The organism is Nocardiopsis sp. LDBS1602 (assembly GCF_035818715.1).
Taxonomy (GTDB): domain Bacteria; phylum Actinomycetota; class Actinomycetes; order Streptosporangiales; family Streptosporangiaceae; genus Nocardiopsis; species Nocardiopsis alba.
This window is the reverse complement of record NZ_JAYLVW010000001.1, coordinates 272,940-284,799: the sequence shown is the minus strand read 5'-3', so window position 1 is coordinate 284,799 and position 11,860 is coordinate 272,940. Positions and strand designations below refer to the sequence as shown.

The window sequence follows — 11,860 nt, the reverse complement described above, 5'->3', positions numbered from 1 at the left end:
GTTTCGGTTGAGTGCCTTCGTCGACTTCCCGACCTAAGGCAGAAGAGGGACACTCTCACCCATCTCCCGAACGGAGACCCCGCCCACGCCCGAGCCGGGCACCGATCGCATCGGCACCCGGCTCGAAACGTCGGGCGGTCTCCCTAATTGATGATCTCGTCGCGGCCTTCCTCGCGAAGAACGGCGAGCCGCTCCCGCCACATCTGGAGCGCCTCGGGGCTCAGCCGCGTCCAGTCGGTGATCTCCTCGACGATCAGCAGCGGATCCGTGCTCCGGTAGGAGCGCGTGGGGTTGCCAGGGAACTTCTTGTCGGTGACGTTCGGATCGTTCTCGAACACCCCGGTCGGCTCGACGAGGTACACCCGCGGGGTCCCCTCGCCCGAGGCGAGTTCGACGGCGATCTCGGCGGCGAGCCCCGCGCCGTCGATCAACGCGGTGAAATAGATGTGGTTCATGACGATCTCGGGCCGGTAGTTGGAGCGGAAACCGGCGGTGAGATGATCTCCGACCCGCAGGTCGGCGTTGGTGCCGTGGTAGAACGGCCCCTCGTCCAGTGGATCGACCATCCCTTCAGGTTACCGGCCCGCCTCCGGCTCACCAGGGGCGAGAACATCGATCTTTCCCCTCTTCCGCGACCGGGACGAGAGGTCGACCGGTTACGCTTCCCGGCGTCCCCGGATCCACCCCACCGGGGTTCCGATGTACCGGAGCGGAGAAACATGGACCACGTAGCGCACACCCGCAACGGTCGGGTACGCGGTCTCCCCCTGACCGACGACATCGTCGCCTTCCGCGGCATCCCCTACGCCGGGCCACCGACGGGCGCCGCCCGATTCCGCGCCCCGGTCCCGCCCACTCCCTGGCATGACATCCGGGACGCCACCCGGTTCGGACCGGTCTCCCCTCAGTCGAATTCGTTCCCCGGTGCCCCGCCCTGGACCCCCGACGACGAGGCGGAATACCTCTCAGTCAACGTGTGGGCCCCGAGGAACCACCCCGGGCCGCTCCCGGTACTGGTGTGGATCCACGGTGGCGCCTACCTCTTCGGCACCGCCGCCGAGCCGCTGTACGAGGCGAGCGCGCTCGCGCGGGCCGGACTGGTCGTCGTCTCGCTCAACTACCGCCTCGGTTTCGAGGGCTTCGGCCACGTCCCCGGTCGCCCCGACAACCGGGGCTTCCTCGACCAGGTGGCGGCGCTGCGGTGGGTGCGCGACAACATCGCCGAGTTCGGCGGCGACCCCGACAACGTCACCGTCGCCGGGCAGTCGGCGGGCGCCGGTTCGGTCGCCGCACTGCTCACGATGCCCTCGGCGCGCGGACTGTTCACCAGGGCGATCGCGCATAGTGCTCCCAGTGACTTCCGCGCCGTCGACCACGCGCGCGAGGTCACCGAACGGGTCGGCGCCGCGCTCGGTGTCCCGCTCGGCCGGGGCTCTTGGGACGACATCCCGCCGGAGGCCCTCATCAAGGCCACCCGTGCCGTGATCGCGTATTTCAGGGGCGATCGGAACGCCGGCTTCAACCACTACGTCTCGATGCCCTACGCCCCGATCCTGGACGGGGAGGTGCTGCCCGAGAACCCGCTACGCGCGATCGCCGCCGGGGCCGCCCGAGACACCGACCTGCTGGTCTGCCACACACAGCACGAATGGACCCTGTTCACGGCGTTGGAGTCGGTCTCCCCCGTCGAGGACGAGGAGGGCCTGAGGCACGCGGCGGTCTCCTTCGGGCTGGGCGAGGACGCCGTCGACGGGTACCGGGCACTGCTCCCCGGCGCGTCCCCGTCCGACCTGTACAACGCGATCGCCGGCGACGGCCTGTTCTCCGAGTACAGCATGCGTATCGGAGAGGAGCACGCGCGCGCCGGCGGACGGACCTTCCTGTCCCGATTCACCTGGGAGAGCCCCGCCTTGGACGGCGCGCTCGGGGCCTGCCACGGGCTCGACCTCACGTTCGTCTTCGGAAAACTCGACTCCGGACAGAGCGCGTTCTTCCTGGACGGCCCCTCCACCGATCGACACCGTGACCTGTCGGAACGCATGATCCGCGCGTGGGCCGATTTCGCCTCGCACGGCGACCCCGGGTGGGCGGCGGCCGGCCCGGACAACACCCCGGTACGGATCTGGGACCTGCCCGTCGACCTGCGGAAGGAGGATCGGGACGGCGGCGTGCGCGCGCTGTGGCGGGACGTCTCCTTCTAGGGCACGTCCTTCGAAGCGGAGACGGGACGGGTCGAGGGTCGAAAGGCCCTCGACCTCCATGGTCGTCCCCTGAGAGCCCACCGATACCACCGGGTCCGGCTCGTCCGGCTAGTGTGACCGTTCATGAGCGACGCCCCGATCGAGATCACCGCCGAGCTGATCGACGACCTGCTGCGCGAACAGCATCCGGACCTGGCGGGCCGGAGCATCCACGAGGTGGAGGGCGGCTGGGGCAACCAGATGTGGCGTCTGGGAGAGGACCTGGCCGTGCGGATACCGCGCATGGACGACGCCGCCAGGCTCCAGCTTCGGGAACGCCGTTGGCTGCCCCTCCTGGCCCCGCGCCTTCCCCTTCCGATCCCCGTCCCGGTGCGGTCCGGTGAGCCGTCGGCCCGCTTCCCCAGGCCCTGGACCGTCATGACCTGGATCCCCGGCGAGCCCTTGGACCGCGCCCCCATCGATCGTGGCGAACACGCGGCCGTCATCCTGGCCGACTTCCTCAACGCCCTCCACGTGGAGGCGCCCGCGGACGCGCCGATCAGTGAGACCCGCGGCGGACATCCCGGTGAGTACACGGAGGGATTCGACCACTTCTGCCACGCGGTCGTCCCCGACGATCTCGCCGACCGGGTCCGGGCCGTATGGGAGGACGCCGTCGCCGCTCCCGCCTGGGAGGGCCCGCCGTTCTGGGTGCACGGCGACCTCCACCCCGCCAACGCCATCGGCACGGACGGAACGCTCTCGGGGGTGGTCGACTTCGAAGACCTGCTCGCCGGAGACCCGGCCTGGGACCTCGCCGCCGCCTGGGTGCTGCTTCCCGACGGTGCCGCCAAGACCTTCTTCGACGCGTATGAGCGAGCGGACGAGGGGACGATCCGGCGCGCCCGTGGTCTGGCCGCCATGAAGAGCCTGTTCCTCATGCTCATGGGCCGCAACGGCGACCGGGGGCTGCCCGGCGGCAAGCCGACCTGGGGGCCGGCGGGCCGGGCGGCGCTCGATCGAGTCCTGAAGGACGGTGTGGTGTAGGAAGGAAAGGCGCGACGAACCGCGCTCGACCGACCACGAAGAACGCGGGACATGACTCCACACCCCCCACGGAGCGACACCACCGAACTCCCCCACGGTGAGGAAGGCACCCGCCGGAGAAGACCGCTCCGCGCCTTTCTTCTAGGGGCCGGACTCGGCCTCCTGGCGTTGAACCTCGCCTTCGCCCTGGCCTGGACGAAGGTCCACATCGGCTACGGCGGTCACTTCGACATCGGCCTTCTACGGTTGTCGTACAGCCCGAACCTGGGCCACCCCGTGCACCTCGTCGTCCACGAGGCGCGGATCGTGTTCTTCCTGCTCGGCTGCGGGCTCACGTCCCTCGTGGCGCACCGGGCCCGGCCCCGCTGAGCAAGGGGTGCGGGGCCTGGCCCCGCACCCGGGTCTTCTTCGCACCGGCCGTACCGTCTCCCCTCAAGCGTGAACCGAGCGGACTCGGGGCGGCGGGGCCCGTCGTTGGACCGGCCGACCGGATGCCCGGTATCCAGCTCGCCGGAAGGCCGTCCGTTCGTACAGGACGGAAATTCTCTCCGATCCATCGGTGCCCCTACCCCCGCACACCAGGCTTTCGTAGCAATAAGCTCCTGTTCAAGCACAGTGAGTGACAAGTATGCTTCCAGGGCTTCGCCGGGAACGACCGCGCTTCCCTCAACGCCCGATACCCGGCATGCGACCCATGACGCGGGGCCACGCCCCACACTCTCAGCCAGGGAATGCCATGAGCATCAACGAAGAGCAGGCCGCCGAAGCCCTCCGGGACGCTCCCCCGATCATCCTGGAGGCCGGCCCACGCACGACCGACCGTATCCCGCCCCCTCCCAGCGACGTCTGGGAACTCCCCCACGGCACCGCCTGGGTGTACTACGGCGAGGGCAACGGCGGACTCACCCGCCCGGTCCTCATGGCGGACGGCTTCAGCGTCGGCCCAGCGACCTCGATCTCACCTGGGAGCTCCTGGAGTACGGCCCGTACCCGCTGCTGAGCGAGATCCGTCGCCAGGGCCGAGACGTCGTCCTCATCGGCTACGAAGAGCGCAGCGCCTCGATCCTGCACAACGCCGAGACGGTGATGGCGGCCGTCACGAAGGCGATCGAGCGTCGCGAGGGCGACCACGCGCTGACCGTCGGCGGCTTCAGCATGGGCGGCCTGGTCAGCCGTTACGCCCTGGCCAAGATGGAGACGGAGGGCCTCGAACATCAGGCGCAGCTCTACTTCTCCTACGACAGCCCGCACAACGGCGCCTGGATCCCCATCGCCCTCCAGGCGTTCGCCCACTACATCAAGAAGCTCAACGCCGACTTCTCGAACCAGATCAACAGCGACGCCTCCCGGGAACTGCTCTGGAGGCACATCGCGCACTGGGAGGACGAGCCCGGCACCAGCGAGCGGCGCCTGGAATTCCTGCGCGCGTTGGAGGAGGTCGGCGACTGGCCGCAGGAGCCCCGACGGGTCGCCATCGCCAACGGCCCCGCCGACGGCACCGGTAACGGTGTCGAGCCCGGCGTCGCGGCCGTCATCGGGAAGGGGGCGTCGATCACCGGCACCGAACTGCGCACCCAGCCCGAAGGCGTGGACGACCTGGTCGCCAGGCTCCGGGTCATCACCGTTCCCACCCGAGAGGTCCGCACCAGCGGCCTGCCCGACATCGACGGAGCCCCCGGCGGAACCCTCTACGGCTTCGGCATCCTCGCCGACGCGTTGAACTCGATGCCTCCCCTGCTCGGTTTCAAGGTCGAGAACCCGATCCGCGAGCACTGCTTCGTCCCGGCCGTCAGCGCCATCGCCGCGCGGGAACCGGCCACCCACGACGACCTCTACACCCCGCTGAGCGACGAGGAGTTGGAGAAGACGCCCTTCCACGCCGTCAAGCTCTCCTCTCGGAACGACACCCACGCCTTGATCACCGAGGAGCTCGCCGGCTGGCTCCTGGAGCAGCTGCCGTAGGGCCCGACTCATCGGTTCCGGTCTCGCGAGTCCCCTGAGCGGGAACGGCGTGCTCGCGAGACCGGACGGCGGCGCGCCGCCGACGCGGGGGCCTCCTGAACGACGGCGGTGTGCCCTCGCCCGGGTCGCCCCGACGCTCAACCCGTCGACTCGGCTTCGAGATCGAGCCGCGCTCCGGCCCAGCGTTCACGGATCCAGCGGTCGTGCGAGGCGATGACCACGGTGCCCGGATACTCGCCGATCGCCCGTTCCAACGCCGTGACCAGCGGCAGCGACAGGTGGTTGGTGGGCTCGTCGAGCAGGAGCAGCTCGGGTGGGTCGGCCAGCAGGATCGCCAATTCCAGACGACGTCGCTGCCCGAGACTGAGCGCCCCGACGGGACGGTGCTCGTCACGCCCGGACAGCAGCCCGAAGGTCGACAAGGGGGTCCGCTCGGCGCGCTCGGCCCCGACGGCCTCCGTGTAGGCCTCGGAGACGGTGCGCTCCGAACCGTCCTCGTGGGAGAGCGCGATGGTCACGTCCTGACCGAGCAGCCCCACGCGCTGCCCCGAAAGCAGGTTCAGCGTTCCCGAGACCGGTGCGAGACGGCCCGAGATCAGGCGCAGCAGTGTCGACTTGCCCGCCCCGTTGGCACCGGTGACCAGGAGCCTGTCCCCCGCTCCGAGCGCCAACGACACCGGAGCGAGACGGCCCGGTACGTGGACCTCGGAGGCGGTGAGCAGCGGTCCATCGTCCTCCGGCGAAGTGACCGTCGGAACGCCCGAGGCGGTGAGACCGGCGAACGCCAACTCCTCCGGGGGCCTGCGGATCTGCTCCTTCTCCAGGGTCTCCAGACGGGCACGGGCGTCGTTGACCCGCCGCGCGACGACCTTGGCGTTGCGATCCCCGTAGAACTTCTTGGCTATACGCGACTCCGTGCGGGGCTTCCAGTTCACGTGCCCCACCTGCTGATTGTCCTGGACACCGGCCCGCAGCCTTCTCAGCTCGTCCTGCTCGTCGCGGTAACGCCGTTCCCAACGGAGGCGGGCCTCGGACCGCGAGACGAGGTAGTCGCTGTAGGTGCCGGAGAACCGGGTCACCCCGATCCCCGACCCGGGACCGTCCTCCCTGACCTCGTCCGCGAGCCGGTGCGGGATCGGCGCCGGATCGAGGTCGACCAGGGACGTGACCACCTCGTCGAGGAAGGCCCGGTCGTGGCTGGCCAGGAGCACCGGACCGCGCCGGCCGAGCAGCACACGACGCAGATGCTCCGTGGCGGCGTCGTCCAGATGGTTGGTGGGCTCGTCCAACAGCAGCACGTCCGGATCGCGGAGCAGCAGCCAGGCGAGCGAGAGCCGGGACCGCTGCCCGCCCGAGAGCTCCCTTGTGCGCCGCTCTCCCGGTACGGAGGCCAGGCCCAACCCCACGAGCATCGTGGAGATACGGGCGTCCACGCTCCAGGCGTCCAGGCGTTCGGCCACGTCCAGAGCGTGCGCGTACGCCCGCCCCACCTCGGCGTCCTGAGGAGCCTCGGCCAGGGCCTGGGCGCTATGGTCCACCGCCGCGGCCGCGGCCCGGATCGGAGCGACCGCCGTCTCGATCGCCTCGTGCACCGTCATCGAGGGGGCGAAGGGCGCTTCCTGATGCAGCAGTCCGACCGCCGACGTGCCGTCCTGCCCGCCGACCACGCGAGCCGTCCCCGCGTCGGGCGACAACAGCCCCGCGGCGACCCTCAGCAACGTGGACTTGCCGGATCCGTTCTCGCCGATCAGGCCGACCCGATCGCCCGAGGAGACCACGAACGACACGTCCGTGAGCACGCGACGGTCCGGGAAGGAGACGGAGACCGCGTCGATACGAAGGTGCGCGGAAGCGGAAGGAGAAGAAGAGGAAATGGCCACGAGTGCTCTCTGCGTCATCGGTAAGGATCCCGCCGGGCGATGGCCGCGGACGCGGGAGAAGGAAGAGCACTCAAGAAGCCATGTCGGGACTGTAGCAAGGGGCGGCCGAGGGTTCCAACCTCTTTTCCGGCGGGGTGGCGAAGCCGGTCCGGGGCGGACGTCTACTACCACGCGGACTACTCGATGTACGACTACATGGCCCTGGGCACCACGGGGGTGGGGCACCTGAGAAGAGGTGAACCCGCCGGTCGTGGGACTCGAAGGCGGTTCACCCCATGAGGGTGCGTACCGCCCGGTCGTACACCGCCTGCGCGATGGGGATCGTCTCGACCAGGACCCGCTCGTCGGTGGCGTGTAGTCCCTCGTACACGGCGCCGAAGCCGGCGGTGGCCGGGATCCCCAGCCCGGCGAGGTGGTTACCGATGTTCGACGGGCCGGCGATCTCGGCCACCACATCGATGCCCTGCTCGGCTGCGGCCCCCAGCAGCGCCGACCGCAGGGGCGACCGCTCCGGTAGGGCGTACGCCGGCCAGCGTGTGCGCTCCTCCACCAGGGTCGGTGGGGTGCCGGGCCACGCGGCGTCGACCTCGGCCACCACCGCGGCGACCAGGTCGGCGGCCTCCTCCCCGGTGAAGCGGGCGGTGGTGCGCACGTCCACGTTCACCGCGCACAGATCGGGGACCGCCGAGAACCCCGTTCCGCCTTCGATGGCGGTCACCGTGAGTTTTCCGGGCCCGAAGCCCTCGGCCGGCCCCGGCAGCGGCTTCTCCTCCAGCGCCCGAACGATCGCCGCCGCCTTGCCGATCGCGTTCGGCGTGCTCCGCCTTCCCCCCGAGTGCGAGGATCGCCCGTGCACCCTGAGCCGTACGCGATACACGCCCCGACCACCGACGACGAGCTTGTCCATCCCGGGGTAACCGATCATCACGCCGCCGACGTCCGTCGGAGCGTCCGGGCCCTCGAAGTAGCGCTCGGCCCCGCCGAAGCCGCCGGTGTGCTCGTCCAGGTCGAACAGGAGCACCAGGTCTCCGCGAAGGTACGCGGCCTCGTGTCTCAGGCGCGCGGCCAGATGGCAGAAGACGGCGACCGCGGACTTGGAGTCGGCGGCCCCACGTCCCCACAGCCACCCCTCATGCACGTCTCCGCCGGTGGGCGGGTGGGTCCAGGCGGCCTCGTCACCGAACGGCGCGGTGTCCAGGCAGGCGTCCAATACCCATGTCGGCCCGGGTCTTTCTCCACGAACGGACGCGGTGAGCGCGACGGCCGAGCCGGTGTCGTCGCGCAACACCGTCGGTTTCAGACCCTTCTCCGCCATCCACCGGCCCAGATGGTCGACGGCGTCGTCGTAGGGGTCGATGCCGCCCCGGGTCGGGATACGGACCAGGTCCCGGGTCAGTTCCAGGACCGAGTCGAGGTCGGCCCTGGCTCGGAGCAGGGCGGGAGAGGTGCGGAGGTCGGCCATGAGCGATCCCGGGGGTGTGAGGGAGCGGGAAGGAGTCCGTGCAGGGCTTCGAGGCTTTCCACCCGAGTGGCCGCGGCATAGCACTGGCGAGCGTGGTCCAGTAGACGCTCGGCGGCGGGTGGACCGAGCAGCACCCCGGAGTCGAAACCATAGGCGCTGGTGAGGGAGGGGATGGGGACGACGGCGGCCCGCTCGGAGGCGACGAAGAACCGCTCCGGCATGTCCTGCTCGGGACGGATGAGACCGATGTGCAGGGTCTTCATCCCCAACGACCGGTCGTCGGGGTCGCGGGCCTCCAGCAAACGCCCCAGGTGGGCGTGCAGGGCCCTGTTGCGAGGAGGTCCGAACAGCAGCCGGTAGTGGACCAGTTCCGGGCGTGCCGCGAGCGCCTTCTCGATGGTCTTCAGGTAGGCGACGTCGCGGGAGCGGGACCCGGTCACCGCCAGATGGGAGGCGGCCGTTCGCGCCACCTCGCTCATGGCCTCGCGCAGGTCACGGGGGCCGTTGACCAGACAGGACGTGTTCCCGGACTCGACCGCGCCGTCCTGGTGGACGAACAACTCCTCGATCGGACGACCGTAGTAGTCGGTGAGCAGGTCCCGGTAGCGGCGACTGGTGGTGCGCCGGCCGCGCTCCCACCCGGAGAGCATGCTCGGGGTGACCCCGCTGGACCCGGTCCGTGACCGGTGGTCCAGGTCGGCGCACACCTGTTCCAGGGTCAGACCGCGATCGACGCGGACCTGACGTAAGGGGCTGGGTCGGGGGGTGGGTGGTGTCACGCACCACGTCCTCGGTCAGGGGGGAGCGGGGCGGGGATCGGTGCTGGTGGACCCCGTTCACCTCCGTACCCGGCGGATCGACCTCGCATACCCGCACCCGCGGTCCTGGGTCGGGCGGAGAACCAGGTCCGCGGAAGAGGATCCTCCTCGCTGGAGCGCGGGTGGCCGTCTCGGCGTTCCTTGTCCCCGGGCTGTCCACCGTGCCCGAGCAGGGGGTGAACAACGTGGTGGACAACCGGTGACCTGGCCCGGGGCCCGCCGGTGGGCGACCCTGGGACCATCCATCGTCTTCGGTCGGAGGTCTTCCGTGAACCACCACCGCTCGCCCGTCATCGTCGAGTTCCCCCGCGCGTCGGAACCCGGCACACTCCACACGTCGCTCACTTCATGCCCGGTCGGGCCCGAGGGCCCCGGGTTCCACGCCATCACCGGACCCGGAGCCGAGATCGACCGGGGCACCCCGTCCCCGGACGAGGACGCCTTCGAGGCGTCGCCACGAGGGTTCGCCCACTGGGCGTCCCTTCCTCGACGGCCGTACCGCTCCCCCGCCGCCGGTCGCCTGACGACACCGGTGCCCGAGGTTCGGGTCGGGGAGGCCGCGTGATCTGTCTGGCCGTCGACCTGAACGACTGCGTCGTGGACCCCGCGCCTCAGGACGTCGGTGAGGCCATGCGCACCACCGCGCGACGGCTGGGCGTACGGGTACTGCTCGAAGCGCCCGCCGGGTACCCGGACCACGGCGTCACCCACATGATGGCCCTGGCCGAGTCCCACCTGGTCGTGTCCACCTGGCCCGAACATCGCGCGGCCCAGATCGACCTCGTCTCCTGCCGCGCCGACACCGATCCGGAGAACGCCCTGGAGCCGTTGCTGTCCCTGTTCGGCCCGGGGAGAACCACCATTCGGCACATTCCACGGTGGAACCCGAAGGCGGCTCCGGTCCCCGGGTAGGAAGGCCCCGTCTCACGGGTGGCCCACATCCCCCACCACCCGCTTCCGAAGAGTAGGCGGGAGCCCCGGCGTCCGGGCATCAGGAACGAACCCGGCAGGCGCTATCTGAAATGAGAACGCCAAGGCTCAAGAAAGTCACCCCAAGAGAAAGGAGGATATCTATACATAGAACGAATATGCGACCTGAATTGCAGTGATCATCGTGGTATTTTCCTTGCACGCACCCCCCTTCGACTCCAGGCTCCGACAGGAGAGCCATCAGGCCATGATCTCTGTGGTGGCAGGCCTGTCCCACGTGACATGTAGACAGGGAAAACCCCTGATAGGCCAACCGATACCCCTATCAGCGAAAGCGGACATCCCCGATGCTTGACACTATCGATGGTCTCATCGGTGAGAGCCTGGAGCTCGATCCCTACCTCGATGAATTCGACGGACGTCTGGCCTCGCTCAGGAACGCCGAAGTCTGGAAGCTCGAACGGCAACAGGTCTTTCACCAGCCGGAAAGTGAAAGTTGGCCGGCCTTCCGCGATGGACACCGAGACGATTCCCTACGGTTTCTGGAGGACAACCGCGCCTCCCTGCGAGAGCAGTTCACCGAACTCGCCCGAGCGGGATGCGTGCTGCGAAGGACCCGTGTCGTGGAGAAGCCCTTCACGACCTATCTTCTGTGGGAACTGCACTCCCTCCACCTACGAGCCCAGTGCGGTGAGGACATCAGGATCATCTCCGCCGAGCCTCTGGCCGCTTGGGAACGGGAACGTCCGGTACCCGAGATCGTGGGGCTCGGCGATGAGGTGATGTACCGGATCCAGTACGACGACCAGGGGGTTCTCCAGGGCGGCGTCCGTTTCACCGACCGCGCCGTCATCACACGATGCCGCGCGGAGGTCGCCGCCCTCCACCAGGTCGGCGAGGACCTGAGGAGCTACTTCCCCCGCGAGGTCGAGGGGGTGATGCTCGACCGTGGATGACGGGGAGCGGTGGCCCGGGAACGCTCCGGGGCCGCCTTCAGGGCTCCATGGGGGCGGGCCCGCGCAGCTCGTATTCGACCTCGCCGTGTTCGGTGCCCGGGAGCGGGTCGTCGAAGTGCGCGTGGAAGGTCCGCACGTACCTCAGGCCGGCCTTCTCCATGACGCGGCGGGAGGCGAGGTTGACCGCCATGGTCTCGGCCCACACCCGCCGTACTCCCAGCTCGTCGAAGCCCTTGCGCACCAGCGCTCGCGCCCCCTCGGTGGCGTATCCGCGACCCCAGACCGACGTCTTGAGCCGGTAGCCGAGCTCCACCTCCTCCGCGCCGCCGTCCGCGGAGGGTTCGAGGGCGAACCAGCCCAGGAACTCGCCCGTGGAGCGTTCGATGGCGGCCCAGTGCCCGACCGGCCCGAGTTCGTACTCGCGTAGGAACCCCGGCAGCACCTTCTCCTCGATCTCGGCGCGCGGCGTCGGCTCGCCGGCGAGAAAGCGCATCACCTCGGGGTCGCCGTCCAGCCGGACCAGGTGGTCCACGTCCGCTTCGGTGAACCGCCGGAGCAGCAGCCGTTCGGTCTCCAGGAAGACCTCCACGGGCGGGCCTCTCTCCTCGTGGGGGCAGGGTCGTTC

Annotated in this window: 12 protein-coding genes; 7 read left to right on the top strand and 5 right to left on the bottom strand. The window is 69.6% G+C overall.

Going from position 1 to position 11,860, the window contains the following annotated elements; translation table 11 throughout:
- Positions 1-143: 143 nt before the first annotated feature.
- Complete coding sequence (gene arr, locus U9J66_RS01310) at positions 144-566, bottom strand: NAD(+)--rifampin ADP-ribosyltransferase (RefSeq protein WP_042285598.1); 423 nt, start codon at positions 564-566, stop codon at positions 144-146.
- A gap of 153 nt (positions 567-719) precedes the next feature.
- Here arr and U9J66_RS01305 point away from each other — a divergent pair, with 153 nt between their 5' ends.
- From U9J66_RS01305 to U9J66_RS01285, 5 genes are all read left to right on the top strand, one after another.
- On the top strand, positions 720-2,201 hold the full coding sequence (locus U9J66_RS01305) for a carboxylesterase/lipase family protein (protein ID WP_326336735.1): 1,482 nt from the start codon (positions 720-722) through the stop codon (positions 2,199-2,201).
- A 123-nt stretch (positions 2,202-2,324) separates the two neighbouring features.
- Positions 2,325-3,227 carry an aminoglycoside phosphotransferase family protein gene (locus U9J66_RS01300; RefSeq protein WP_326336734.1) on the top strand — a complete coding sequence of 301 codons (903 nt, stop codon included), beginning with the start codon at positions 2,325-2,327 and terminating at the stop codon, positions 3,225-3,227.
- Between the two features lie 51 nt (positions 3,228-3,278).
- Entirely contained in the window at positions 3,279-3,596 is a 318-nt protein-coding gene (locus tag U9J66_RS01295) for a hypothetical protein (protein WP_326336733.1), read from the top strand.
- Between the two features lie 367 nt (positions 3,597-3,963).
- On the top strand, positions 3,964-4,227 hold the full coding sequence (locus tag U9J66_RS01290) for a hypothetical protein (protein ID WP_326336732.1): 264 nt from the start codon (positions 3,964-3,966) through the stop codon (positions 4,225-4,227).
- Positions 4,228-4,313: 86 nt separating this feature from the next.
- The gene (locus tag U9J66_RS01285) at positions 4,314-5,189 is read left to right on the top strand and encodes a hypothetical protein (protein WP_326336731.1); all 876 of its coding nucleotides are present in this window, start codon (positions 4,314-4,316) and stop codon (positions 5,187-5,189) included.
- A 137-nt stretch (positions 5,190-5,326) separates the two neighbouring features.
- Here the strand turns inward: U9J66_RS01285 and U9J66_RS01280 are convergent, their stop codons facing one another.
- From U9J66_RS01280 to U9J66_RS01270, 3 genes are all read right to left on the bottom strand, one after another.
- Positions 5,327-6,988 carry an ABC-F family ATP-binding cassette domain-containing protein gene (locus tag U9J66_RS01280; RefSeq protein ID WP_326336730.1) on the bottom strand — a complete coding sequence of 554 codons (1,662 nt, stop codon included), beginning with the start codon at positions 6,986-6,988 and terminating at the stop codon, positions 5,327-5,329.
- A gap of 349 nt (positions 6,989-7,337) precedes the next feature.
- Entirely contained in the window at positions 7,338-8,531 is a 1,194-nt protein-coding gene (locus U9J66_RS01275) for a M20 family metallopeptidase (RefSeq protein WP_326336729.1), read from the bottom strand.
- The gene (locus U9J66_RS01270) at positions 8,462-9,310 is read right to left on the bottom strand and encodes a helix-turn-helix domain-containing protein (RefSeq protein ID WP_017536287.1); all 849 of its coding nucleotides are present in this window, start codon (positions 9,308-9,310) and stop codon (positions 8,462-8,464) included. The genes U9J66_RS01275 and U9J66_RS01270 overlap by 70 nt, the downstream gene beginning before the upstream one ends.
- Before the next feature lie 600 nt (positions 9,311-9,910).
- On the opposite strand from U9J66_RS01270, the gene speD reads away from it, so the two are divergent.
- Together speD and U9J66_RS01260 are read left to right on the top strand one after the other, a co-directional pair.
- A complete protein-coding gene (speD, locus tag U9J66_RS01265) occupies positions 9,911-10,261 on the top strand; it encodes an S-adenosylmethionine decarboxylase (protein ID WP_161112158.1) in 351 nt (116 codons plus the stop codon).
- A gap of 365 nt (positions 10,262-10,626) precedes the next feature.
- A complete protein-coding gene (locus U9J66_RS01260) occupies positions 10,627-11,235 on the top strand; it encodes a DUF6879 family protein (RefSeq protein WP_326336728.1) in 609 nt (202 codons plus the stop codon).
- 37 nt (positions 11,236-11,272) lie between these two features.
- Here U9J66_RS01260 and U9J66_RS01255 read toward each other — a convergent pair whose 3' ends face one another.
- Entirely contained in the window at positions 11,273-11,824 is a 552-nt protein-coding gene (locus U9J66_RS01255; protein WP_161112167.1) for a GNAT family N-acetyltransferase, read from the bottom strand.
- Between the last annotated feature and the right edge of the window lie 36 nt (positions 11,825-11,860).